The organism is Sphingobacterium sp. UBA7631, assembly GCF_002483935.1.
Classification (GTDB): domain Bacteria; phylum Bacteroidota; class Bacteroidia; order Sphingobacteriales; family Sphingobacteriaceae; genus Sphingobacterium; species Sphingobacterium multivorum.
On the sequence record NZ_DLIX01000006.1, the window covers coordinates 337,932 to 364,438 of the forward strand.

Annotated in this window: 22 protein-coding genes; 9 read left to right on the forward strand and 13 right to left on the reverse strand. The window is 40.2% G+C overall.

Annotation, left to right across the window (positions count from 1 at the left end):
• Positions 1 to 79: 79 nt before the first annotated feature.
• The 5 genes from B3P16_RS11910 to B3P16_RS11930 form a co-directional block, all read right to left on the reverse strand.
• A complete protein-coding gene (locus B3P16_RS11910; RefSeq protein ID WP_286753214.1) occupies positions 80 to 412 on the reverse strand; it encodes a 2Fe-2S iron-sulfur cluster-binding protein in 333 nt (110 codons plus the stop codon).
• A gap of 2 nt (positions 413 to 414) precedes the next feature.
• Positions 415 to 1,419, reverse strand: coding sequence for an NAD(P)/FAD-dependent oxidoreductase (locus tag B3P16_RS11915; RefSeq protein ID WP_286753215.1), 1,005 nt, complete (start codon positions 1,417 to 1,419; stop codon positions 415 to 417).
• Positions 1,420 to 1,421: 2 nt separating this feature from the next.
• Complete coding sequence (locus B3P16_RS11920; protein WP_046671811.1) at positions 1,422 to 1,859, reverse strand: MarR family winged helix-turn-helix transcriptional regulator; 438 nt, start codon at positions 1,857 to 1,859, stop codon at positions 1,422 to 1,424.
• A gap of 115 nt (positions 1,860 to 1,974) precedes the next feature.
• A complete protein-coding gene (secDF, locus tag B3P16_RS11925) occupies positions 1,975 to 4,956 on the reverse strand; it encodes a protein translocase subunit SecDF (protein WP_286753216.1) in 2,982 nt (993 codons plus the stop codon).
• Positions 4,957 to 5,214: 258 nt separating this feature from the next.
• Positions 5,215 to 5,688, reverse strand: a complete 474-nt coding sequence (locus B3P16_RS11930; protein WP_070565992.1) for a hypothetical protein — start codon at positions 5,686 to 5,688, stop codon at positions 5,215 to 5,217.
• Positions 5,689 to 5,913: 225 nt separating this feature from the next.
• Between B3P16_RS11930 and guaB the strand changes: the two genes are divergently transcribed.
• The 5 genes from guaB to B3P16_RS11955 all read left to right on the forward strand — a co-directional run bounded on the left by guaB (position 5,914) and on the right by B3P16_RS11955 (position 13,299).
• On the forward strand, positions 5,914 to 7,389 hold the full coding sequence (guaB, locus tag B3P16_RS11935) for an IMP dehydrogenase (RefSeq protein WP_070565990.1): 1,476 nt from the start codon (positions 5,914 to 5,916) through the stop codon (positions 7,387 to 7,389).
• 143 nt (positions 7,390 to 7,532) lie between these two features.
• A complete protein-coding gene (locus tag B3P16_RS11940; protein ID WP_070565989.1) occupies positions 7,533 to 9,812 on the forward strand; it encodes an ATP-dependent helicase in 2,280 nt (759 codons plus the stop codon).
• 53 nt (positions 9,813 to 9,865) lie between these two features.
• Positions 9,866 to 10,693, forward strand: coding sequence for a DUF4290 domain-containing protein (locus B3P16_RS11945; RefSeq protein WP_286753217.1), 828 nt, complete (start codon positions 9,866 to 9,868; stop codon positions 10,691 to 10,693).
• A gap of 211 nt (positions 10,694 to 10,904) precedes the next feature.
• The gene (gene murA, locus B3P16_RS11950; RefSeq protein WP_286843062.1) at positions 10,905 to 12,230 is read left to right on the forward strand and encodes a UDP-N-acetylglucosamine 1-carboxyvinyltransferase; all 1,326 of its coding nucleotides are present in this window, start codon (positions 10,905 to 10,907) and stop codon (positions 12,228 to 12,230) included.
• Positions 12,231 to 12,366: 136 nt separating this feature from the next.
• Positions 12,367 to 13,299, forward strand: a complete 933-nt coding sequence (locus tag B3P16_RS11955; protein WP_286843064.1) for a hypothetical protein — start codon at positions 12,367 to 12,369, stop codon at positions 13,297 to 13,299.
• An 85-nt stretch (positions 13,300 to 13,384) separates the two neighbouring features.
• Here the strand turns inward: B3P16_RS11955 and B3P16_RS11960 are convergent, their stop codons facing one another.
• Positions 13,385 to 13,789 (reverse strand): DUF5606 domain-containing protein, encoded by a 405-nt coding sequence (locus B3P16_RS11960; RefSeq protein WP_070565981.1) that lies wholly within the window; start codon positions 13,787 to 13,789, stop codon positions 13,385 to 13,387.
• 26 nt (positions 13,790 to 13,815) lie between these two features.
• Positions 13,816 to 14,274, reverse strand: a complete 459-nt coding sequence (locus B3P16_RS11965; protein WP_046671802.1) for a peptidylprolyl isomerase — start codon at positions 14,272 to 14,274, stop codon at positions 13,816 to 13,818.
• 165 nt (positions 14,275 to 14,439) lie between these two features.
• On the opposite strand from B3P16_RS11965, the gene radC reads away from it, so the two are divergent.
• Positions 14,440 to 15,138, forward strand: coding sequence for a RadC family protein (gene radC / locus B3P16_RS11970; RefSeq protein ID WP_286753220.1), 699 nt, complete (start codon positions 14,440 to 14,442; stop codon positions 15,136 to 15,138).
• Positions 15,139 to 15,155: 17 nt separating this feature from the next.
• Positions 15,156 to 15,905: a class I SAM-dependent methyltransferase gene (locus B3P16_RS11975; protein ID WP_286843066.1), complete on the forward strand. Its 750-nt coding sequence runs from the start codon at positions 15,156 to 15,158 to the stop codon at positions 15,903 to 15,905.
• Here B3P16_RS11975 and B3P16_RS11980 read toward each other — a convergent pair whose 3' ends face one another.
• The 3 genes from B3P16_RS11980 to B3P16_RS11990 are packed head-to-tail and all read right to left on the reverse strand — an operon-like array spanning position 15,906 to position 19,008.
• Positions 15,906 to 17,450 (reverse strand): MFS transporter, encoded by a 1,545-nt coding sequence (locus B3P16_RS11980; RefSeq protein ID WP_286843067.1) that lies wholly within the window; start codon positions 17,448 to 17,450, stop codon positions 15,906 to 15,908.
• Between the two features lie 2 nt (positions 17,451 to 17,452).
• Positions 17,453 to 18,514 (reverse strand): HlyD family secretion protein, encoded by a 1,062-nt coding sequence (locus B3P16_RS11985; RefSeq protein ID WP_286843068.1) that lies wholly within the window; start codon positions 18,512 to 18,514, stop codon positions 17,453 to 17,455.
• 47 nt (positions 18,515 to 18,561) lie between these two features.
• Positions 18,562 to 19,008 (reverse strand): MarR family winged helix-turn-helix transcriptional regulator, encoded by a 447-nt coding sequence (locus B3P16_RS11990; RefSeq protein WP_286843070.1) that lies wholly within the window; start codon positions 19,006 to 19,008, stop codon positions 18,562 to 18,564.
• Between the two features lie 130 nt (positions 19,009 to 19,138).
• Here B3P16_RS11990 and B3P16_RS11995 point away from each other — a divergent pair, with 130 nt between their 5' ends.
• Together B3P16_RS11995 and B3P16_RS12000 are read left to right on the forward strand one after the other, a co-directional pair.
• Positions 19,139 to 19,624, forward strand: a complete 486-nt coding sequence (locus B3P16_RS11995) for a hypothetical protein (protein WP_286843071.1) — start codon at positions 19,139 to 19,141, stop codon at positions 19,622 to 19,624.
• Between the two features lie 111 nt (positions 19,625 to 19,735).
• The gene (locus tag B3P16_RS12000; protein ID WP_286843072.1) at positions 19,736 to 20,221 is read left to right on the forward strand and encodes a hypothetical protein; all 486 of its coding nucleotides are present in this window, start codon (positions 19,736 to 19,738) and stop codon (positions 20,219 to 20,221) included.
• 60 nt (positions 20,222 to 20,281) lie between these two features.
• Here the strand turns inward: B3P16_RS12000 and B3P16_RS12005 are convergent, their stop codons facing one another.
• Genes B3P16_RS12005 through B3P16_RS12015 form a run of 3 tightly spaced genes read right to left on the reverse strand, consistent with a single transcriptional unit; the run spans position 20,282 to position 26,491 of the window.
• On the reverse strand, positions 20,282 to 23,596 hold the full coding sequence (locus tag B3P16_RS12005; protein ID WP_286843075.1) for a DEAD/DEAH box helicase: 3,315 nt from the start codon (positions 23,594 to 23,596) through the stop codon (positions 20,282 to 20,284).
• Positions 23,597 to 23,605: 9 nt separating this feature from the next.
• Positions 23,606 to 25,675, reverse strand: coding sequence for a TonB-dependent receptor (locus B3P16_RS12010; RefSeq protein WP_286843077.1), 2,070 nt, complete (start codon positions 25,673 to 25,675; stop codon positions 23,606 to 23,608).
• 18 nt (positions 25,676 to 25,693) lie between these two features.
• Positions 25,694 to 26,491 carry a hypothetical protein gene (locus tag B3P16_RS12015; protein ID WP_286843078.1) on the reverse strand — a complete coding sequence of 266 codons (798 nt, stop codon included), beginning with the start codon at positions 26,489 to 26,491 and terminating at the stop codon, positions 25,694 to 25,696.
• Between the last annotated feature and the right edge of the window lie 16 nt (positions 26,492 to 26,507).

Below are 26,507 nucleotides of genomic sequence, written 5' to 3' on the forward strand. Positions count from 1 at the left end.
CTTTATAGTGTACATTGTACCCTTTGAAAAAAAACGATGTATAGTATCATCATTGTGTATTTTATACACAATGATGATACTATTGTAGCGCACCTTTGATCTTGATTTTCATGCCGTTATTGTTATTCTGTAGATACATCTGACAGGCAAGTCGACTTTGATCATCGGCATCCGGAAGCGTGTCCAGCATGTCGAGTTCTTGATCACTCGCTTGGGGAAGTGTATGCAGTCCTTCGACAACTTCGACATGGCAGGTAGCGCACAGCGCCATACCACCGCAAGTGGCCAATATCTCATAGTCGGATGCCTTTAAAATCTCCATGAGTGAAAGATTGATATCGGTCGGAACTTCCAGGATATTTTCGGTCCCATCCCGATCTATAACAGTGACTTGAATTAAATTATCGTCCATGGCTAGAAAGTATTTATACCGTTTACTGTGGTGTATTTGAATGTCAATTTTTGATCTGGATACACAAATTTGAACGCACTTTGGCACATTAGTGCAGCCTCATGGTACCCACAAAGAATGAGTTTCAGTTTACCTGGATAGGTGTTGATGTCTCCAATAGCATAGATTCGTTCGATATTGGTCGAGTAATCGAACGTATCGACCGCTATGGCATTTTTATCGATATTTAATCCCCAATCTGCAATTGGACCAAGCTTCGGTGTAAGACCATATAAAGGAATAAAATAGTCTGCATCTGTAGCAATGACTTCTTTTTCTTTATTTGTGGTTTCAACATGGGACAAGTAGCCATTGCCAAGGATATTGGTCAGATTGTGAGACAATAATAGGTTGATCTTACCCTGCTGGGCCAATTTGAACACTTTCTCAGCCGAGTCTGGGGCACCCCTGAAGGAGTCACTTCGGTGGATTAAAGTGACCTGTTGCGCAATATCTGCAAGATGGAAAGTCCAGTCGAGCGCGGAGTCACCGCCACCGGCAATGACGATTTTTTTATCCCGGTATTTGGCGGGATCTTTTACCATATAATCGACGCCTTTTCCTTCAAAGAGATGAAGGTTTGGGATTTCTGGCTTGCGCGGTTCAAAGCAACCTAATCCCCCGGCAATGACAATGACCTGTGTATGGACCATCGTATGATCATTGGTTTCTACGATAAAGGAACCATCGTCCTGTTTTGTGATATGTTCCACTCGCTCGCCTAAGGTGAATGTGGGGTCAAAGGGTTTAATCTGTTCGAGCTGTTTATCGATCAATTCCTGCGCAGTGATACTTGGATAACCGGGAATGTCGTAGATAGGTTTATGGGGGTAGATCTCCGAAAGCTGACCGCCCACTTGAGGTAGTACATCGATCAAATGGCAGCGCATTTTTAAAAGTCCAGCTTCAAAAACTGCGAATAGGCCAACAGGTCCTGCTCCGATGATACAGATATCCGTATTTATCATAGCTATTCTATATTTAAGTTGTTATATATTGTATTCAAAATTCTTGTAAAAGCTTCGAAATCTTCGTCTGCTAGATTTTCCCAGGCCTTCATGCGAATCTCTGTAACAAGCGGCGTTAGCGATGCTACTTTTAATTTTCCTTCTTCTGTCAAATGAAGGTAGAGACTTCGACGGTCAGTTTCGTCAGTAATCCGCTCGGCCAGGTTTTTTTTAAGAAGGATATCAACGATCCGTGTCAGTGTGGGCTGGTCTTTTCCGCAGCGCTTTGCCAATTCTTTTTGTGAAAGTTGATCTGTTTCGTATAAAGCCTTTAAGATGGTCCATTGGTCTACAGTAATATCAAATCCTTTCTCCGCAAAAGAAGATTGGGCGAACTGTTTTACTTTCTTGGCCGTTTGGTCCAAGATGAAAGAGTAGCGGTCAAATTTTTCGTTTAGCATACAAATATTTAGTGTAACAAATATATTTAAAATATTTAGTGTGACAAGTAATTTGAATGCAATAAAAAAAGGGCGTTCATTCGAACGCCCTTCTTTATTTTATTAACATTAGCTATTATGGTCTTACGACTTCAGCTTTTTTAGCTGTATTACCTTCTGCTAAATGCTTTCCTTTACGTAAGTCATATACCGAAGGTGCTGCTAAGATAATCGATGAATATGTACCTACGATAACACCGATTAAGATTGCGAATGAGAATCCACGGATAACTTCACCACCAAAGATAAACAATACAGCAAGCACAAACACTATTGTCAATGATGTGATGATTGTTCTACTTAAAGTAGAGTTGATCGCATGGTTTACCACATCGCCTAGATCTTCATTATGCGCATTTGGTTTCGATACGAATTCACGTAAACGGTCAAATACAACCACTGTATCATTCACCGAGTAGGCAATTACAGTTAATATCGCTGCCACAAAGTGTTGGTCAATATCCAATGAGAATGGTACGATACCATCCAAAATTGAGAATAATCCCAATAAAATAATCGCATCGTGAATTGTTGCAATAGCTGCTCCAACTGAATATTCCCATTTATGGAAACGGATCAGGATGTAAGCTGCAACAATGATGATAGAGAAAACTGCGGAACTGGTTGCTCTAGATTTGATGTCGGTAGCGATACTTGGTCCAACTTTTTGGGACGAAAGGATCTCATGTTTATTGGAAGCATCTACTTTTGATAAACCTTGGTTTAATTTGTCCAATACCTCTTTATCAGCAGTGTCCGAAGTTTCTTCGATATGGTAAGTTGTTGTTATACGCAGTTGGTTGGATGCACCAAAGACTTTTACTTCAGTTGTTTTCTGGAAGATATCATCCAAGTTTGTACGTACAGCTTCCAAGTCCACAGGTTTATCATAACGGACAGTATACGTACGGCCACCTTGGAAGTCTACACCTAAACTGAATCCTTTTGTGAAAATTGATGCCGCAGAAATTAACACGGCAACGATTGAAATCGCATAAAAGATTTTACGTTTCTGAACGAATTTAAAGTTTGCATTATGCAAGGTATTTGCAGACCAAGGGAAAGAGACTTTGATTTTGAAATCTTTCGCCAACATCCATTCGAAAATAACACGAGTAACAAGGATCGCAGTAAACAATGAAGTAATGATACCCACCATTAATGTTGTTGCGAAACCTAAGATTGGACCACTACCAAATAAGAATAAGATAATACCGATCAAAAACGTTGTGATCTGCGAATCCAGGATGGAAGGTAAAGCGTGTTTGTAACCATCTGCAACAGCCTGACGGATCGATTTTCCTAATCCCAGTTCTTCACGGATACGTTCATAAATCAAGACGTTCGCATCGACCGCAGTACCCATCGTTAATACGATACCCGCGATACCCGGTAAGGTGAGTACAGCATTTAAGGATGCCAATACCCCCATAATGATAAATACGTTTAACAACACCGCGATGTTTGCCACGATACCTGCAGTATTGTAGTAAGCGATCATAAAGATCATTACTACGATAATACCGATAACAGCAGAGTTAACACCCGCATCGATGGCAGCCTGACCTAGAGTAGGACCAACAACTGCTTCTTCAACGATTTTAGCAGTTGTCGGAAGACGACCTGCTTTCAATACGTTTGATAAATCTTTGGTGTCTTCTACTGTAAAAGATCCAGAGATCGATGAGCTACCATTTGGAATTTCACCGTTTACAGAAGGAGCCGAATAAACCACATTATCAAGAACGATAGCAATTGCATCTCTGTTTTGAGCGGCCTTTGCTGTAATTTTCTTCCATTGATGAGCACCTTCACTGTTCATTTGCATACCAACTACAGGTTGATTTTTCTCATCAAAGTTTGCTGTTGCGTCAGTGATCACATCCCCTGTCAATACAGCACCGTTGTCTTGTCCAGATCCTTTAATTGCATATAATGATAGTTGCTCAGGTGTCTTTTGCTCAGGTTTTACAGCCCATAAAAGTTTTAAGTTTCCAGGTAGGATTGATTTTACCTCTGGACGTTGTAAATAAGCATTTACTTTTGCTGTATCTTTTAAAGAAGCAATACCAACCATGGAACCTGGCATAAGCGCCATTTGTTGGTTTTCGCCCATATAAACTGCTGGACGTAATACTTCAAATAATGGATTTTTCTGACCTAGATTTACAGTAGCACTGTCTTTCTTAGCATCTTTCTTACCACCGGTTAGATTAGACAATAAATCATCTGATTTTTTGCTTGTATCTGCAGCAGCATTTGTCGTAGCTGCTGGAGCAGCTTTTAACGTTGAAGCTAAAGTTTTGTCGATATTTTCTAATATTGGATAAACTTCCTGATTCGTATAGGTCTCATAGAATTCCAATTTAGCTGAACCTTGTAATAGGTTACGAACACGGCTTTCATCTTTTACACCAGGTAATTCGATTAAAATACGGTTTGTACCTTGTTGAATTTGAATGTTTGGAGATGCAACGCCAAATTTGTCGATACGCGTACGAAGTACTTTGTAAGAATTTTGGATGGCATTGTCTGCTTCTTTTTGAAGGAATGATTCAACTTTTGAGTCTGAATCACCCGGTTTAATTAAAGAAGCATTGTCTTTTGTTGAGAAGAATGTTGAAAGTGGCGTTGTAGCACCGATGGATTTGTATTCCTCCATAAATAAAGCAACGACTGTTTTTGCACTCGTTTTACTTTTTGCCACTGCCTGTTCCAACGCTTTGTTGAATTTCTCATCTTTTGGATTGTTCGCCAAATTGCGGATCAATTCGTCCAATGAGATCTCCATGGTTACGTTCATACCGCCTTTCAAATCCAATCCCAAAGCGAGTTCATTTGCTTTAGCTTCCCGATAGGTGTATTTTGCAAAACCTAAATTGTACACTACTTCACCTGCCATTGAGTCGAGATAGCTTTTCTCTTTTGCCAAGTCTCCTTTGGCAAAATTCTCAGCATCTCGCTCCACATTGCGGGTCACCCAAGTAAATGATAGGGAGTATAGACACGCTAATGACACCACTATCACTAAAAGTTTAATCAGCCCTTTACCTTGCATCGTCTGTTATAATTGTATTAATTTTAATGTTAAATACTGTTTATGTAATTGATAATTAGTTCTCGTTTAATCACATTTTACCAAGAATGGCAAAGGTATAAAATTTTTGTAGAATGAAAAGTTTTATTTATGCCAATTAGGTCAACGGCATAAAAATAGGAGAATTGAAGAAAAAAAGAAATATTAATTGATTTTATTTATAAAAAAAGGCCCTACTCAAGACGAGAAGGACCTTTTTACACTGTTTAGTTGCTTATATTATTTCAATGTGTATTTGATACCAAAAGAAAATGTTGATGCATCAAAATCACTATTGTGGTTCAATCTCCAGTCTGGTTTCCAGTCTGCGTGGAAAGCAATCGGAGCAACTGGAATTTTGAATTCCAAACCTAGTTGAGGACGTAAAGCAACATTTGTAATATTATCTCCTACGTCGATAAATGTCAATTGTGCACCAACGCCGGCATACCATCCCAAACCATTCACGCCTTGGAAGGGTCTTGCATATTGGTAGTCTGCACCTACAGCAACCACGTGGTCGTCAAACATCACCTGTGCTTGTCCCATGTTGGCACCGCCAAAAGATTGCTTATATTGAACACCCCATAAGTCAGTTGTTGTACCATCGAATACAACACCTATCGCTGATCTAAATGGAGACTGAGCTTTCGCTTCCTGTGCGCCAAATGCTAATGCTGCGACGGCAGCTAATGAGAGTAATGTCTTTTTCATAATTATCTTATCTTTATATTTTCATTAATTAAAATAACTTTTCGTGTTACACAAAAGCAAATAGCTTGCCAAAAAATGATATTGCTTACACGTTGGCCGTAATGAATGCTTAATTCATAACGTTTCTAATTTGTCTTCCGATTGTAATTTGTATCTTTTATTTTTTATTATTGCTTATTTTTCTTAAATTTGCCTGGCAAATAGAAAACCCAATACATATTTGCCATGCAATTAGATCCACAAAAATTCGTAGCAGAAGGTCTCACTTACGACGACGTCTTATTAATTCCAGCTTATTCTGAAATTTTACCCCGTGACGTTGATACGAGCACTTCGCTAACAAAAAAAATCAAATTAAATATTCCATTGGTTTCTGCAGCAATGGATACGGTAACCGGTGCTGATTTGGCGATTGCGATTGCACAAGCTGGCGGTATTGGTATGTTACATAAGAACATGACTATTGCAGAACAAGCTGCTGAAGTACGTAAAGTAAAACGCTCTGAGAGCGGTATGATTCAGGATCCAGTTACGTTATTGGCAACAGCAACGGTGGGTGATGCCTTCAATATTATGAAGGAGCACAAGATTGGTGGAATCCCTGTTGTGAACGAAAAAGGTCAATTGGTCGGTATTGTAACGAATCGTGATCTTCGTTTCCAAAAAGATATGAGCCGTCCCATCAATGAATTGATGACCAAGGAAAATCTTGTGGTTGCTCCCGAAGGAACGGATTTGGTGAAAGCGGAAGAAATTCTTCAAAACGAAAAAATCGAAAAACTTCCAGTAGTCAATGAAGAAGGTATTTTGAAAGGCTTGATTACCTTTAAAGATATACAAAAATATAAGCATTACCCGAATGCTGCCAAAGATAGCCATGGTCGTTTATTGGTTGGTGCTGCAGTAGGCGTTACACCCGATACCCTTGACCGCGTGGAGGCTTTGGTGAAAGCAGGTGTGGATGTGGTCACAATCGATACGGCACATGGGCATTCTAAAGGTGTAATCGATAAGTTGAAATTGGTGAAATCGCAGTTCCCTGACCTACAGGTAATCGTTGGAAATATTGCAACAGGTGCAGCAGCAACAGCTTTGGCTGAAGCAGGTGCAGATGCTGTAAAAGTAGGTATCGGACCGGGCTCTATCTGTACAACCCGTATCATTGCTGGTGTCGGTGTTCCTCAGCTTTATGCCGTCTATGAAGTTGCCAAAGCCCTTAAAGGAACTGGCGTGCCATTGATCGCAGACGGGGGTATCAAACAGACTGGTGATATTGCAAAAGCAATCGCAGCTGGAGCAAGCACCATTATGGCTGGTTCTCTATTCGCAGGCGTGGAAGAAGCTCCAGGGGAAACAATTATCTATGAAGGACGTAAGTTTAAATCTTACCGCGGTATGGGCTCAATCGAAGCCATGGAAAAAGGATCGAAAGATCGTTATTTCCAAGACGTAGAAGATGATATCAAAAAATTGGTTCCTGAAGGTATTGTGGGACGTGTTCCATATAAAGGTACACTGGCTGAGGTTGTTTATCAATACATTGGTGGATTACGCGCTTCTATGGGCTACTGTGGTGCTGCTACAATCGAAAGATTACAGGAAGCACAATTTGTTCGTATTACAGGAGCAGGGCTGAGAGAGTCCCATCCACATAATATTTCCATTACGAAAGAAGCACCAAATTATAACAGCAGAGGCTAGATATTGCTTGGAGCATATAAAAACCGATAATCTTGATTATCGGTTTTTTTTGTGTAAAAATATTAGCAAAATAGCCTGAGTGATCAACAGGAAATTTGTACTTTTATACCCTATTCTCAGGTTTTAAAATTTAAGGAGTTAATTTGGATTATTTAGCGGGTTTAAACCCTTCACAACGAGGAGCCGTAGAGCAAACAGAAGGTCCTGTGATGATTGTTGCGGGAGCTGGTTCAGGAAAAACACGGGTCATTACCTATCGTGTCGCACACTTGATTCGAAAAGGTGTTGATCCATTCAATATCTTGGTATTAACATTTACCAACAAAGCGGCCAAAGAGATGCGCGCGCGTATCGTTTCTGTTGTTGGGAGCGAAGCGAAAAATATTTGGATGGGAACATTCCACTCGGTGTTTGCAAAAATACTCCGTGTAGAAGCTGAATTGATCGGTTATCCCAGAAACTTTACCATCTACGATACGGATGATACCAAAAGTTTGTTGCGTGCCATTTTAAAGGAAATGAATCTCGATGATAAGCTGTATAATGTCAATCATGTGTACGGACGTATCTCACAGGCAAAAAATAACCTGATCTCACCGCAGGAATATAATAAGAATGAAGCCATATTGGCCGAGGATATTTCCAATGGTCGTGGTCAATTGGGACAGATTTATATGACCTATGCACAGCGCTGTTACCGTGCTGGGGCAATGGATTTTGATGATCTGTTGTTTAAAACAAATGTATTGTTAAATAAACATCCAGAGGTACTGCATAAATACCAGCATCAATTTCGGTACCTGATGGTCGATGAGTACCAGGATACCAATTTCTCGCAATATCTTATTGTTAAACGCCTGGCAGCAGTCAATGAAAATATCTGTGTGGTTGGGGATGACGCACAGTCTATCTATGCATTTCGTGGGGCAAATATTCAGAATATCCTGAATTTCCAAAAAGATTATCCGGATGTTAAGATCTTTAAACTAGAGCAGAATTATCGATCTACGAAGATGATCGTGAATGCGGCCAATTCGGTGATTGCCAATAATCAGAATCAATTGGAGAAAAATGTTTTTTCGGATAATGAAGAGGGCGAAAAGATCAAGGTTTCACGTGCTTTCTCTGACAATGAGGAAGGTAAGATCGTGGCCGATCAAATCATTGAAGAGAAATCGTTAAAAGGACTTAATTATAAGGATTTTGCTATTCTGTATCGCACAAACGCCCAATCCAGGGCTATGGAGGAGGCGTTACGCAAAATCAATATTCCTTATAAAATCTATGGTGGTACTTCTTTCTATCAACGGAAAGAAATTAAAGATCTGATCGCGTATTTCAGACTAACCTTCAACCCGAATGATGAGGAAGCACTCAAGCGTGTGATCAATTACCCGCGTAGAGGGATAGGGGATACGACAATCGAGAAGATCATGATCGCTGCAGATCAGAATCAGTACCGTATATGGGATGTTGTTGCAAATGCGGCCCAGTTTCTAGATGGCCGTAGCGCAACGTCTGTCGGTGGTTTTGCACAGATGATACAGAGTTTTCAGGCCCTGGCCAAAAACAATAACGCATTTGATACCGCAATGCATATTGCACAGCACTGTGGTATTCTGAAAGAATTGTACGAAGACAAATCGGTAGAGGGGTTGGCACGTTACGAAAATATCCAGGAACTCCTCAATGGTATCAAGGAATTTTCGGAACGGGAAGATATCGAAGAACGTGGACTTGACGTCTATATGCAGGATATCGCCCTGTTGACAAACGACGATAATGATAAAGATCCAAATGCGGATACTGTATCATTGATGACCATCCACTCTTCCAAAGGCTTGGAATTTCCGATTGTTTTTATTGTAGGCTTGGAAGAAAACCTATTTCCTTCCCAGTTGTCGTTGAATTCCAGGTCGGAACTGGAAGAGGAACGAAGACTTTTTTATGTTGCCGTTACGAGAGCTGAAAAAAAATTACTACTTTCGTATGCTACTTCGCGATATCGTTGGGGAACGCTGAATAACTGCGAACCTAGTCGCTTCTTGGATGAATTGAATCCGGCATGTCTTGCATTGGATTTTAAACCACGACAAACTTCTGCCTCAGCCGGAAGTTTTCAAGGCGAACGAATTGCATGGCAGCAAAAGGACAGTGATGATACGTTTTCTAAACCTAAGCCTAAGCCCATGGTTAAAACAACATCGATACTGCCGAAAGCCCACAAACCTACTGCGGGTTTTGCTCCTTCAGATACATCAAATCTTCAGGTCGGCATGGAAGTTGAACATGAACGCTTTGGATTTGGTAAAGTTGTGAATCTCGAAGGAAACAAAGGAGATATAAAAGCAACTATTTTCTTTAAGGAGTTGGGACAGAAACAATTGTTGCTTAAATTTGCAAAACTTAGAATAATTCAATAATAAAATACCAAAACGATATCTTAATCGTTTAATTAGGTACTTATATTAGCTATATGAACTTTGACTACAACAGCACTAGACCAAAATTGATCCTTGCAGAATATGGTCGCAATGTGCAAAATATGGTAGATTACATCTGTACTTTACCCACAAAGGAAGAAAGAAATAAACATGCGCAGATTGTAATCGATATGATGGGGGTATTGAACCCACATTTGAGAGACGTGTCTGATTTTAAACATAAACTGTGGGATCACCTACAGATTATCTCTGATTTTAAATTGGATATCGACTCGCCTTATCCAATTGCCACAGCGAAAAGTGTGAAACACGAAGTTGAGCATTTAGGCTATCCGCAGCATTCCATTAGATTCAAGCACTATGGTTTTACCGTAGAGAAAATGATTGAAAAGGCGTTATTGGCCAATGACGAAGCCAAAAGAGAGCAGATGGTCATCGGTATCGCTAATTTTATGAAAATGGCTTACCTGACCTGGAATAAGGATTCTGTTTCAGACGAGTTGATCATCCAGGATCTAAAAGAATTATCAGGTTATCAATTGACCTTACCAGAAGGTACCGTATTGACTAAACTTGACTTTAAAACTCCGCCTCCGGGAAATCGCGTTAAAGGTCCAGCTAATAGTAATTCTGGCGGAAATAATAACAATAGCAATAACAATAATTCCGGTCACCAGTCGAAAGGTGGAGGCAAGCCTCGTATGACAAGTAACAATAACAATAATACGAAGCGCAATAACTACGGAAGCAATAACAACAGCTATAGTCGAGACAACAATAACAACAGCTACGGCAGGGACAACAACAACAATAACAGAAACAGAAAGCCGCAGGGTAACTATAATAACAAACGGGGCTAGTTCTTAAAGATTTTGTTTAAAGAAGCAGGCAATTGCGAAGTGATTAACAGATTTCTTTACAATTGCCTTCTTTTTTTTAGAACCGTACCACTTTAATCGGTAGCATGGTTATTTGAGACTTCCATCTTTGTGTAGTTGACGGAAGGCTAAATATCCCGAGGCAAATACAAGAACAGGGGTATGACACTAAGAAGATATCACTTATATATAAATGAACGCATTTGAAATAATCGGTGGAAAACCGTTAAAGGGAGAGATTATTCCTCAAGGAGCAAAAAATGAGGCCTTACAGATCCTTTCTGCAGTTTTACTGACAGAAGAACCTATGACTATCAGTAATATCCCAGATATTAAGGATGTCAATAAGTTGATCGATCTATTGGCTGCTTTAGGTGTTAAAATTAATCGCATAGATAAAGACACATACGTTTTTGAAGCTAAAGATATAAATATAGACTATTTCCAGTCACCCGAATTTAAAGAAAAAGGCGGTGGATTGCGCGGCTCTATCATGATTGTCGGCCCACTGTTGGCCCGATTCGGAAAGGCCGCTATTCCGAAACCTGGGGGTGATAAAATCGGACGTAGACGATTGGATACACACTTTTTGGGCTTTGAAAAATTGGGTGCTAAGTTTGTATACGATGCGACTACCCATTTTTTTAACGTTGACGCGACAGAGTTAAAGGGAAGTTATATCCTGTTGGACGAAGCTTCTGTGACGGGTACAGCGAATATCGTGATGGCTGCTGTATTGGCAAAAGGGACAACAACGATATACAATGCGGCTTGTGAGCCCTATTTGCAACAACTATGTAAGATGTTGAATCGCATGGGAGCAAAAATATCCGGTATTGGATCTAATTTGTTGACCATCGAAGGCGTAGAGCGTCTTGGCGGAACTTCACACCGGATGTTGCCTGATATGATTGAAATAGGTTCTTTCATGGGACTTGCGGCAATGACCGGTTCAGAAATTACCATTAAGGATGTATGTTTTGAAGAACTGGGTGTTATTCCATCTGTATTTTCGCGCTTAGGTATCAAATTTGAATTACGTGGTGATGATATTTTTATCCCGTCACAAGAATCCTATGAAATCGATACATTTATCGATGGGTCTATCCTGACGATTTCGGATGCACCTTGGCCAGGTTTTACACCCGATTTATTAAGTATCGTACTTGTTGTGGCGACTCAGGCAAAAGGAAATGTATTGATCCACCAAAAAATGTTCGAGAGCCGCTTGTTTTTCGTCGACAAATTGATTGATATGGGCGCTCAGATCATTTTGTGCGATCCACACCGCGCAACCGTTATTGGACTGAATAAATCACACCATCTGAGGGGTATTGAAATGACTTCGCCAGATATTCGTGCCGGCGTGTCTTTATTGATTGCAGCGCTATCTGCCAAAGGAAAATCAGTGATCCACAATATCGAACAGATAGAGCGTGGCTATCAAGATATCGAAGAACGCTTGCGTAAATTAGGAGCAGATATTAAACGTATCGATGCTGAACCAAAAGGACATTAAGTATCGCAACTAGCCTGCCTACTAGCACAAAATAAACAAAATAAGAGAGGCCCCGGATATAAATTCCGGGGCTTTTCTGTGATATTTGCGTCAAATAAGGTAAATTTGTCTATACTACATTTAAAAAGCGATAGATATGGAAAAATATCTAAAAAAGTACGCCTTAGTTTTACCGTTATTAGGCATAGCGCTTCTTTTTCAAAATTGTCAATCCTCTACACCTAAAGAGGTTAAGCTACATGAAGAATCAAATACAACAACGGATATCCGCTCTGCTAAACGGATCAATGCTGCGGTAATCGTACAAAAAGTTACTTTTCCCAATATGCCTTTTGCTGAACTAATCAGGTTGATGAATCTGACCAAAGATAGTTCACCTGCTGCATTGTGGAAGGCGATATCCACGCTACCCCAGGCGGAACAAATGAAGAAAGATAGCTTTGATATTGAAAATCCCCTGCAGCGTATGGAACTGATGCTTGTTCCTTTACGTAAGATGGAAATTAAATTTGATCAACAACAAGCGAAATCTGATGCGGAGGGCCTGACGTACCGCCTGGAAAATTATGTGAATTATAGCAAAGGTTCAGGCGAGGCTTTTTTAGCAAATAGTGGCAACGAGACTATCCATGTAGGGCTGAACTATCCAGAAGGAAAACTTAATGGATTGGCGAAAGTGCAGATACGCATAAATCCCAAAGAGTACATGATCGATAAGACCGGAAAAACAAAAGTAATTGCCGGAATTACCTGTCAGCAGGCCATTTACAATAAAATTGATGCAATGGATAAAACGCTCCCTAAATTTGTCGTTTGGAAGAGCCCACGGATCCCGAAAGGAATCAATCTGCTGCATCCTTATGTGTTTGATGAAAACGAAGGTATTCTTGAAATTGATGCCTATCTCAATGAAGATGAAAATTCCCTATTGCGCTTTACGACCACTGCTGTTGTCGAAAAGCAATTTGAACCCAAAGAATTTGGGGTAACAAAAGCACATGTTAAGCTTGATGGGGCCAAGGATCAAAACAACATCGAAAAAAATGTACTTGAAGTGGTGTTTCATTAGGAAACATCATAAAAAAAGGAAACATCATAAAAAAGGAGTTGATTATTTGATCAACCCCTTTTTTATTTGGACTATATGTAAAAGTTTACATTAAAGGAGCAGGTGCTTCTTCTTCAAATAAAGGGAATTCCTTGATAATGTTATACCATGTGATAACCTTTTTGATATCCGAAGAATAAACACGTGATTCATCATGGCCAGGAGCTACTTCACGGAAGAAATTTCTTAAAGTAGCGCCATCAGATTTTGTATCTGGCAGAGCGATGCCTTTCTCTTTGATTGTTTCAAAAATATTCAATAGACGAATTTCTTCTTCTTCACCATAGATGGTGATATCTTCCAAAGTCGCCATTTTTGTAGAAGATAAACTTACTACAGTTTTAATTTTTGCTTGATCAAGGGTTTCTAAAATAAAACCACCTTTATTTTGTCCAACCAATTTGAACAATCCTGGTTTACCAGTTACGGATACTAATGCTCTTAAATTCATTTTAATATTATTTAAATCTCCAAGAATTAATCTTCGATAACTTCAATTGATAAAATACGGTCACCTTGTCTGATATCATCAACGATGTCAACGTTTTCGATTACTTTTCCAAAACAAGTATGGTTACGATCTAAGTGCGCAGTGTTGTTACGGCTATGACAGATGAAAAATTGCGAACCACCTGTATTACGGCCTGCATGAGCCATAGACAATACACCTCTATCGTGGTATTGGTTTTCTCCTGTTAGTTCACAGTCAATTTTATAACCAGGGCCACCTGTTCCAGGGATTCCAGCAGCGCCTTCACGTGAATTTGGGCATCCACCTTGGATAACGAAATCAGGGATCACGCGGTGAAACGCTAATCCATCATAATATCCTGATTTAGCAAGTTTGATAAAATTGGCTACTGTATTTGGAGCATCAGCTGTGTAGAACTCCACAGTCATGTCGCCTTTTTCTGTTTTAATAATCGCTTTACTCATATTCAAAAATTTTTATGAAATACAAAGATAACGTTTCAGAGTGAAATGTGAAGTAAATCGCGATTGCCAATTTTTTTTAATTGATAGATTGTGTATTTCTCAGGATATTAAGTAACTGTTTTTTTCGTATATTTATGTACGCTAGCCAATTATAATTAACTGTAGATGTCAAATCCATACAAACTAGTCATTCGGGAGTGGGCAGAGGCCGACCGTCCGAGAGAGAAGCTATTGAGTCAAGGACGTAGAGCGCTTACAGATGCCGAATTATTGGCTATCCTAATCGGCTCTGGTTCCAAAAATGAAAGTGCTGTCGAATTATGCCGACGCATATTGGCTGATGTCAAAAATAACCTGCACACCCTTTCGATGATGGAAGTCTCGGAACTGAGCCTATATAAAGGGATAGGCGAAGCAAAAGCGATCGCCGTTCTTGCGGCATTGGAGCTCGCCCGCCGTAAAAATGAACTGCCCGCAGAAGAACGTAAACTTGTAAATAGCAGCCGCTTCGTTTACAACTTAATGAAACCCATCCTGCAGGATCTGCCCCATGAAGAGTTTTGGACCTTATATTTGAATACGGGGTATAAAATATTAGACAAACAACTCATCGGACGTGGCGGTAATGACTTTACGCCGGTCGATGTTCGGATTATATTACGATCCGCACTCAGCCTTAAAGCGCATGCAATTATATTAATTCATAACCATCCCTCGGGCACCTTGTATCCCAGCAATGCTGACAAAATTCTGACGCAAAAAATTGTTGAAGCCTCTAAAATTATGGATATTAGAGTTGCCGATCATTTAATCTTTACTGATAACGGCTATTATAGTTTTAAGGATGAAGGTATAATCGACTAGTTACAGCAATTCTTAGTATGAACAAAAACAGTATTGATAGATTCACAGACCGGGTTGTCGATTACGAGAAATTTAGACCTTGTTATCCAAAAGAGATTATTCAGGTCCTTAAAGAACAGATAGGGCTGGATAAAAAATGGCTGGTTGCCGATATCGGTAGCGGCACTGGGCTATCTACGCAACTTTTTCTCGAAAATGGAAATGACGTTTTTGCTGTTGAACCCAATCGGCAAATGCGTGAATCTTTACTGCATCATTTTAAAACCTATCGGAATTTAATCGCGCTGAATGCCACCGCCGAAAAGACCTCCATTGAGTCTGGCTGTGTCGATCTTATTTTTGCAGGGCAATCTTTTCATTGGTTTGAACGGGAAGCATGTAAAAGGGAGTTCGCCCGCATTCTCACCGAAAATGGACATATCGTGTTGGTCTGGAACCAGCGTGATCCGGACGACGCTTTTCAACAGGAATACGAAGATTTTTTGCTCAGTCATATACCAAGTTATCAATCTGTCAGTCACAAAAATATCAGTGATGATGATCTCAAACAATTTTTTTCACCACGTCCAATGACCAAAATTACCTTGCCGAATCAACAGATATTGGATCTTCGGTCGTTCTTGGGAAGAGTACGTTCATCATCTTATTTTCCAAAAGAGCAAGCTGAAAACAAAACGCTCTATGACGATCTCCATACCCTTTTCGAGAAGTATGCAATCTCTGAGCGTATCGTATTCAAGTATATTACCGAAATTTATATCAGTTAACTAAGAAATCGGAATTTGCAAAGCTTCTTTCGTCGCATTTTTTCTTTTCCAGTCGATAACTCTTCGTATAGGAGAAGAATGAAACGGGAAGATTAAGATGAACAACGTTAGGATTACCCCGATAATAAACAGCCCTGAGTAGGCATCGCGTAAGGATAGTAGCGAAGCTTGGACCTGGACCGATTTTACTATATTTCCTCTTTGCAGCACCAAGCTATTTGTTCGGTCGATTATACCAGCAAGATCACTGGCATTGAGGACCTGTAGGTGGTAATACCAATTGGCAATGACGTTTGACCAGACTACAGGGACCAAAAATGAGCGTGTAAGAATCAAAAATACTAAGCCAGAAAGGTAATATTTGCTGGGGATATTGCCGGCCATATATACGCCTATCCCAATATAGGAAGTAATCACCCCCATTCCTCTTAATGTCAAAGGAAGGTAGAATAAAGCCGTGTTTGTCTGTTGATTGATAATCCTTGCAAAGAAAAAACAAGATAGGGCATAACAAGCCGCTGAGAATGCCAAAATAAACTTACATTTCTTTGTTATCTTGAAATATACATAAGCGATTACTGCACCTACGATATAACCAGGGATCACATAGGTATTTATTTCGGCGACTTCCATAGGATTGGTGCCTAGCGTAATTCCCAAAAAGGAGGAGTAAAGCGAAGTTGAACTATAAAAAATGCCGAAAATAAAAATTGTTCCAATAGAGATCGGCAGAATCCGTGTTGAAAAGGCTTCAAAATTTAAGAGTGATTTTCGGATGAGCGCACTTCTGTTTATAAAAAGGATAAAGAAACAGAGTGATGCGATTCCCGTGACCAGAATAAACTTGGAATGAAACCAATTTTGTGTCAGACCATATGTGCTGAAATAGGCAAAATTCAATAAGGAAATACAAAGTAAAATACTTCCAAACCAGTCATACTGGTACAGCGGGACCTTTTTAAAATTTGACGATTTCATAAAGATGATGCAGATTAACAACGCTACCGCCAGTAATATATTTTGAAATAGAAAGACAGTTTCCCAATAGAAATGTGTTGCAAATAGAACAGATACATAGCTTGACAAGGCTGGAATGATCATTGTCATGGGATAATAGACCGCATATAATTGATAGCGTTCTCCACGCGGCATGAGGAAAGGAATCATTTCCCCAATGATGGCCATCGTGACGATGATTTTGGCACTTCCGATAAAGAATGTAGCCATACAGATATTGACACCATTATTGGCATGTTCCAAAATCGCATTGGAAGCGAGGATAATGAAGATGGAAACGATTAATATCGTCTTTTTGGAAAATAATTTCAATAGCCTAAATACCAGCGGTATGGCACATACCATCCCCGCATAGTAACAATATGTAGCCATACTCAGATCTGCGGTTATACCGGCGTATCCATTCATGACATACGTGTTAATGGACGTTGGGATACCATTATTGAAGGAAAATAAAATATTGAGCACAAATAAAAAGAACAGTTCCCATCCTGAACCCAACCAATCTCTGAATATATGATCTTTCATGGTTATTTAATACGTATGATGGCATTCATACCTACGCGAAGCATAGCGAGATCTTTTGGGGTATTGGATGCTGTAAAATTAATTCTAACCGGAATGCGTTGTTGTACCTTGACAAAGTTCCCTGTGGAGTTGTCAACTGGAACCGCAGAATACTTAGATCCTGTTGCTTCGGATATGGCGGCTACTTCACCTTCGAATGTTTTCCCCGCCAATGCATCAATTTCAATCTTAACTTTTGCCCCGAGGGCAATATTTTTCAATTGATTTTCGGTATAATTTGCGGTTATCCATTTCTGCTCATCACGGACAATATTGACCAATGCTGTACCATTTTGCACCAATTGGCCTTCTTCTATCGTCCGCCGTCCTAATACACCATCATAAGGCGCGGTGATAACCGTATACGAAAGGTTTAACTTGGCAAGATCAATCGCAGATTCGGCCTTTAATAACGCGGCATCATTGACCGACAGTTTCTGTTCAGACTCATGCGTGTTCAGTTTGGATACACGCTCTTGTGCCAAAAGTGCTTTATATTTGGCCAACATGGCCTCATAATCTGCTTTTACCTGATCGAATTGATATTGTGTTACTGCTTCATCTTTCACCAGACTCTCGTAACGCTTATAATTCAATTCCATATTATCTAGCCGGGCTTTCATCTCATCAATATTGGCATTTGCTATCGTCGTGCTATTGCTGGCAATGGCAATTCCAGACTGCGATATTGTTTTACTGGCTTTGGCATCGGCGAGAGTAGCTTGTGCATTCTGTAATAAAATTCTGTACTCCGCATCGTCAATAATGACGAGCGTATCACCTTTGTGTACTTTTTGATGCTCATCAAATCGAATTGTTTTGATATAACCGCTGATACGCGAATTTATAGGGGTAATATGGGCATCTACTTGGGCATCATCTGTATAAACAGATTCGTTGATGTGGAAAAAAACTAAGATACCCCATATAATGGTAAACACAATGACGATTGCAGACAGGATATTGATGACCCATATTTTCCGCCTTCGTTTTATTTCTTTCTCACTCAATGTTGAATTACTCATGACTCATTTACTTTTCTTTTTTTTTCTGAAAATCAGTGCTCCCGATACTATTGCTTCTCAATAATGGCGGTCAATTTTTCGAGAGTTTCTGTAATTTCCACTATTTTTTTTTCCGCTAACTCCTCTAGGATCGCATGGTAGAGGTCCTGTTGGACAGGGTCTAACAATGTCCTATATTCGTCTCCCTTTCCCGTTAACTCGATTAAATTATTCCTTCTGTCATTGGGATCGCTGACACGCCTAACCAGGTCCCGTTTACAAAGGTTATCAATCAGCGGAGTAACACTAGCTTTGTTTTTTTGTATCGCTGTAGCTATATCTTGCTGATTCATTTGCTCCTTTTTCCACAGTGCCGCTAATACTTGCAACATTTCGTAGGTGATATCCAATTGCTGTTCCTTTATTTTCTGAATATAGTATTGTTTTAAGCTTGTTCGTAAAGCAATGATACTATCTACTAAGGGTTTTACTGGATTCATGAATTCGTTTTTCATAATACAAAGTTAAATATAAAACAGTTAAATATCAAACTAATTTACTTTAGTTAAAAATGTGTTAAACATGAGTGCTTTAGCGAGAGATGGCATTTTATTTGGGAGCACTTAAACGAAAGGAAAAAAAGATATGTTAGGAGTTGAATTAATCTTCTTTAGACGTTGCCTACTGCCACTGTTGATTTTAGGAGGCGGGATAAGTGTTGTAAGAGCGCAGCAAATGCATGCTTTTAATAATTTAGAGACTGATTATCATTTTGTATATCGCTGGGTAGATCCATTCTTCCCTTTAAGCCCTCAGATAGATGTGATGAGCTTAGACGTTGCGCCAATCGATAAAGGGCCGGAACAGCAGGAGAAAGTAAAAACGTCATCGGAAAAACAGCGTTTTACGGGCAGGGTGAGTAAACGCGTATATGAAGGTTCGGAGGTAACCGCTGGCCCCGGAGAGTCGATCGGGAATATAACCTACAGCTCCGCTAGTTCACCCACCCGGTATCGTGTTCCAATTGACCGACGGATTAATGAACACTACAATGGAAAGCCTGTATTTATAGATGCGAAGGGGGTAAAATATATAATTGATTCGAAATTTAGAAAACAAGCTGTCGAGTAATTCCGTAGCTAAGTTAAAAGTATGTTAAAAATCTTTTGTTCAAGAAATTAAATCGAAATATGGCATTTGTATTGTACCTTTATTTACAATTATTTAAATAACAATTGCGTTATGAAAGCAATAAATCGTTTCAAAAAAATCACAGCTGCATTAGCTTTGATCGCTGCATTCGGATTGGGACAATCTCATGCACAAACGGCTCCTAAAAAAATGGAAAAAGAAGCCAAAAAGTCTGAACAAAAAGCAAAAGAAGTAAAGACTAAAGCCAACGAGACCGAAACGAAAACGAAGGCAGCGCCCGTGAAAGCTACAGCAAAGAAGGAAGCTGCAGTGAAGGAACAGTCAGCGCAGGCGAAAAAGATGGCTGACACAAAAACACCGTCAGCGGCACCGATGGAAGCGAAGGAAAAAGCCGTAAAAAAAGAAAGTGCTAAAGCTGAAAAAAAAGTTACTGCTGTTAAAAAAGATGCCGTAGCTACAGCTGATAAAGCAACAAGTGAAAAATACAACGGCCATACAGTTTATCTTGGTCCAAAAGGAGGAAGATACTATATTAACGGAAATGGTAATAAGACATACATTTCTGACAAAAAATAAAGGCGGCTGAAAACAAAAAAAGGGACATCAATCGATGTCCCCTTTTTTGTTTTCAATAGTTTACCGTAACAAATTCATTAAATAGCTTTTGTTCAGATAAAAGGTATCTATACTTCCACCATCATCCAGGATACTGTTGCTAATCTCCTTTTTATGTTGCTGTAACATTTGAATTTTATCTTCGACTGTGTTAGGGCTGATTAATCGAACAGCGGTAACTGTCTTTTGTTGCCCCATGCGATAGATCCTGTCGATCGCCTGTTGCTCAACAGCAGGGTTCCACCAGGGGTCTACCAGGTACACAACATCCGCTGCGGTAAGATTAAGTCCCGTACCACCGGCTTTGAGACTGACCAGAAAAACGGGGATATCCTTGTCGGATTGAAAGTCATTAACCAATTTACCTCGATCTTTGGATTGGCCAGTGAGCATCAGCGAACAAATACCTTGTTTGTCCAAAGCCTCTTTAATCAGGTTGAGCATACTAACAAACTGGGAAAACACGATCATTTTGTGCTGGTCTTTTTTATGTTGAATCTGCTCAATAAGCATTTCGATTTTGGCAGAATCCGCAGCGCTAGTCAGATCTTCATTTTGGAGAAGTTTGCTTGAATTACATATCTGACGCAATTTTGTTAGCCCCTTTAGCACATGCATGGGGCTTTTCTTGATTTCATCGCCATCTTTGGCAGAGATAAAATCCCGAAACTCTTTTTCATAAAGATCATAAATTCGCCGCTGGGCAGTTTTCATTTCACAGTAAAGGACCAGCTCATTTTTTGCAGGAAGATCACGCAACACATCCTGCTTTGTTCTCCGAAGAATAAAAGGTTTTATTTTCTCTTTCAGCACTTTTTTTCTCTTGCGGTCGTGGAAAGCATCTATAGGAGTCGTATAGACATCTTTGAAATATTTTTTGCTTCCAAGTAGACCCGGCACAATAAAGGAAAGCTGTGCATAAAGATCCATCGTATTATTCTCGATAGGAGTTCCCGTTAAGATGATGCGATTTCTTGATTTTAACAAATTTACGGTCTTGTAGCGCTGGGAATCTGGATTTTTGATTTGCTGCGATTCATCCAATATGACATAATTGAAGGTTGTTTTTTTTAGGATATTGATATCAGTCAGCAGGTTGTGATAAGAAATTAAAACCAGGTCGTATTGTTCAAACTGCAGCCCTTTTTCTATTCTATTTGGACCATCTAAGACCAGCGTTTGGAAAGATGGAAGAAATTGTTGGATTTCATGCCGCCAATTAAAAATTAAGGTCGTGGGAAGTACAAGTAATGTTGGGGCAGATTGTTCCTTTGCTTTTTGAGTAGCCAGAAAGGCTAATATTTGGATCGTTTTGCCAAGTCCCATGTCATCGGCAAGACAGGCGCCAAAGTTAAGCCCGTCCAAGAAATGTAGCCATTGTAAGCCCTGCTGCTGATAAGGACGTAAGTTTCCGACAAAAGCGGGCGGTACCTGGACTTCGGATAGCGAGGGAAAATGAGCGAGCTGCTTTCTCAAGGTGCTGAGCTCTGCCAACACGATGGGGTCTAGCTCCGCTTGTTCAAATAATTGATCGATCTCATTGAATTTGTATTTTGGAATTTCAATGAAATCATCAGCTATCGATTCGGCAGCATTAAAATAGGCCTCAAATTTATCGAGCCACTGTTGCGGTAAAATCCCATGGGTGCCATCATCCAATGTAATGAATTGCGAGCGGTTCCGTACAGCCTTTTCAAGTTTTTTTAGCGAGACACTTTTGGGGCCAAATGACACCTTTATATTGGCATTGAACCAATTTTGTCCACTGAGGACTTCCACATGTATTTTCCCTTTAAAGCGACTTAATTTATTTCCACGTAGCGCATTAAATCCGATGATCTGTATCCCTTGATGCTGCCACTCCTCAAAAGCATCCAGAAACCAGTTGCTGTCCAGAAAGTATTTGCGGTGCAGATAAAAATGCTGAAAGCTTCCCTCATCCATTTGCTCCTGAAAATACGGATGCTGTTTCAGTAACAGTGAAATAACTTTTGTTTCAGCCTCACGTTTCCGATCGACCAAAAATTGCGTACCCTTGCTGTCGGTGCCAAATATATTCCGCTTACTTAAAATAGGAATTTCGACCTCACCATAACGCATAACAGGAATAAGGTTGACAAAATCTTCGGATTCCTCCAAAAACAAAAGGGGCTGCATGTCCTGATAATACAGGTTTTCCTTCAACTGCGGCTTGCTTGCTTTTGGAATATCTTTAAAATTCAACTCCACGGAATGTGCGATCTGTTCCAAAAACAACCTGTTGAACTCTTCGAACTTACGTTGATGGATCAACAATTGTTCCCCCTTGTTGCCAAATAAACGGATCAACTTAAGGTGATGTTTATTCTCAATCAGAAAAAGTTGATTTTTGATGAGAATAAAATGATCCAAAAGAACAACTAAATCCTGTAAACTGTAGGCGATGGTATGGATATGAATTTCTCCCTGAATGGCATAAAATGCACCTTTTTTTGTAATAAAGAGCTTAATATCACCTTTGTTTAGGCTTAATTGTACCGGCGATAAGGTGGAGGCTGTAATATTTTCGGATTTCTCATAGTCATGCAGGTAAAAATCGAGATGTAAGGGGTTTTTTGCAATCGCCTTCAGGCTGGAGCTGATATCAATATCCTGTTGCACAGCTTGAGAAAATTGATAAACAGCTGTGTAAAATTGCATTTCCTCAATCGAGCTGCTTTGCCAGATATGAGACTGGCTCTCACTGGAAGAAACCGGGTTTTTTGGTACGCCGGATTTCGTCATGGGGGATTGACACAGGAGTATTTGTAGATTTTTGTAATACCGGTTGCGCGTTAACACCACAAAATGATGTTGCTGTTCGACTGTCGTCTTGGCCTTTGGGGCAAGAGATTCCTCCACGAGATCAAAGTCATCGATAGAGGTTAACTGTTTGTCTTTTAACAGAAACTCCAGCTTCCCCGCTTTGATCTGTGCGGAAAAGTAGTTTTCTAGGGATGATTCCTTCTCCAGCCCATACTGTGTCGCAACTTTCTTGAGAAGATGCTGATAGCGGTTGTGGTCAAAAAATGCCAGCCAATTCTCCTGTGTAAATAATTTACTTAAAGCCGCCTTTTGATGACGACAGAATCCACTTTGTGGACAATTGCAAAAGACGGCCGTAGTGGGTGCCGTATAAATGATCATCACTTCAAAATCGGTGTAATTCTCCAGTACCTGAAAAGTTGCCTGATTGACCTCCATCTCCATCGCATTGACCTGGAAATGAGCCAGTGTCAGGTCCATCCAAGGGAAATAAGAATAGCGGCTCACCTTGGTGAAATCGATATCGGTCAATATGTACTGATGGAATTCCATGATCCTTGGTTAAAAATTAAAACTTATTCCGCCATAATAATTACGTAAAGGGGCAGGATTAAAATACCGTCCTCCAAAAGCATTGATGTCGTTTCCAAGACTATATTTTTGATTGAGCAGATTGTCGGCCCCTACAAAAAATCTGATTTTATATTGTGAACAGACAGCTTTGCTCCAGGATAATTTGCCTTGCAAAAGATGATACCGTTTGGCATAAACAGTGTTTGCATCGTCCAGTGGTATTGCGGCTGTTAAATTGGAAAGAAGATCCAATTTGAATTCATTCGGGAAGAGTATATTCAACGAATTTACCCATACCGTTTTAGGAACCGCAGGGAGTTTATTGTCCTTATAGTTTTTGTCACCTATCTGGTAGGTTTTGAAACTGTAGTCGTTGAGGGAAAAATTACTGGTCAGTTGTAGGCTACGGACCATACCGGTCGCTTGAGGCCTGATCAAATAGACGAATAGCGATGCTTCCAGTCCCTTTTGGTTTATTTTACCCGCATTTTGAAAATATTCAGCACCATTGTCCCGTACCTGCCGGATAATGGCATTGTTCATTTGATAGGTGTAGGCCGCTGCATCTAAAATAATCCGGCGATTCCACAAATGCAAACGCAGTCCCAGTTCGTGGTTTGTACCTGTTTCTGGCTTCAACATCGTATTAATTGTATTGTCTGACGAGCGGACCTCAGCAACAGTTGGTGCAGAGAAACCTTTAGAAATCGAAGCCCTAAGTGCGAACATTGGTGTGATCAAATACGATAGAGCAGCTCTTGGCATCCATGTACTTCCGAAATCAATGTTTTCTTTGTTCTCCTGTGGAACAGGATAACGTTGCTGGTAGCCAATTTTATTCTCATTTAATCCGAGTGACAGCTCTACCTGAAGACGCTCCAGCCACTCCAGCTGGGTGCGTGCAAAAAATGATCGCTGACTGTTTTCCAATTTGTCCTTGGCCTGAGGATCGGTAGCGACACCTTGGGCGTTGTCATAATTGTCAATAGCATACCAACCCTTTTGTGCTTCCAGGCCCAGTTGGACTTCATATTTTAAATCTCTGCTCAACAGATCGGCGTACGATACATACAAACGCGTTCCTATGTTCTTTTCATCTCTTTTCTCGTAATTGGTGATGAAGGGATTTTTGATCTGATTGGATGAACCAAATAAACTCGCGAATAAGGTCATCTTAGAACTGAGATGCGTCTGGTTGCTCAGTCCACCAAAGAATGTCTTATCGTAGATTGCTGCTTTTTGTTCAGCAGCACCAGGGTTTGGTCCGCCCTTTGGCCGGGCTTGCCTGCGGTCGCTTTCCATTTGTGCTGCGGTGAGCCCTCCCGGAGTTTGGTAACCGAGATCCGAATAGAGCCCCGTGAATTTTAATTCGGATGTTTTTGCATATTGCCAATTGTAATTGAGCTGGATATTCTTTTTGTTTAAGGCTGAATTTTGGCGATAACCGTCACTTCTCGTCCAACTCTGATTGACGGCAAGTTGTTGCGTCTTGCTGACGGGTAATATTGCATTGAGCTGCTCCTGGAAAAGACCATAGGAGCCTCCCGTTAATTGGAGATTGACTTCAGGTTTTGCAGATTGATCAAATCCTTTACTATATAAGGAGAGTATACCGCCTGAATTGGCCCCGTAGATCGATCCGTCCGGACCTTTCAAGATATTGATTTGCTCGATTGCATAGGGATCGAGCAAGTTAAGATAGGTGTTCCCGCCGGCGTCAGTAAGCGGAAAGTCGTCCAGATAGATTTTAACATTGCGAACACCAAAAGGTGAACGGATCATACTCCCGCGGAGTGCAAGCCGGTAACTTCCAGGAGAACGTTCTTCCATCCGTAAACCCGGTACCCTGTTCATTGCCGAAACAAAAGAGGGCGACTGTTGGGATTGGATCGCTTGGTTGCTTAACACAGCTGCAGAAGAAGTCAATCGCAAGAGCGGTTGTTTATTAAAGTAGGCTTTAACTTCGACTTGCTCTAGCCGATTAGTTGTAGTATCCACTTCTTGCGCATATAATTTGCTACATAAACCAATGGTAGCAAGTAGGTAATATCTTTTCATTGTTCGGGTTAGTTCGGCTTAGTCTGCAAATTCCTGACTGAAATAAATTTCAAAAATCTGCTTTTTCTTATTGTATTTTAAGCATTGAAAATTCGCGTATACGGAGCTGGTCGGTACACAAAGACTGTTGGCCATGGCATCTTTTGAGAAGTTTTTGTTCAGACAGCCCTGCTGCAAATCGAAGTTTTTGTTCGTAGAAATATCGGTCACCTCAAAGGAGTTGTCGTCAATCAGGTAATTTGAATTGTTTAGGCGAATATAATCCTCTTGGTAAATCAGTTCGGAAGCAACAAGATAATCGAGCGATCCAAAGCTGGATGAACAATCCAAATTTTGAAGGGTATTGACAACTTTTAATTCTTTATACAGTGTGTTGAATGTATTGTTCTTACGATCCAATAGGATGATTTCGATGCGATGATTATCTTTATTGTACACAATATACCCAAGGTCATCGGCACCATTTTCAAAGATATTCCCTTTGGTGATCGCCAAAACAGCTAAGTTGGGATGCCCAAGAAAATAATCCTTCTGATCCGCAGGTAGTGTTGTCGTTAACTTCTGATGAAGTTTATCGAAGAGGCCGGCATCATTCATTTTCATTAACTGCTGCGCTTGTTCTTTTACCCTGCCTTCAAAACGTGGGCTATCGTAGCTCGACGTATCCGATGGGAGCGACGCGGAGGCAGGAAGGGCTACTTGTTCTTTCTTGTGGTCTTCACTTTTCGTTGATGTTGGTGTTGGCGTCTTTGCTTGATGACAGGAAACAAGACCTAAACATAATGGAATGTATAGAAAAAAGGTTTTTAAATTCATGATGAAGTATCGTCAA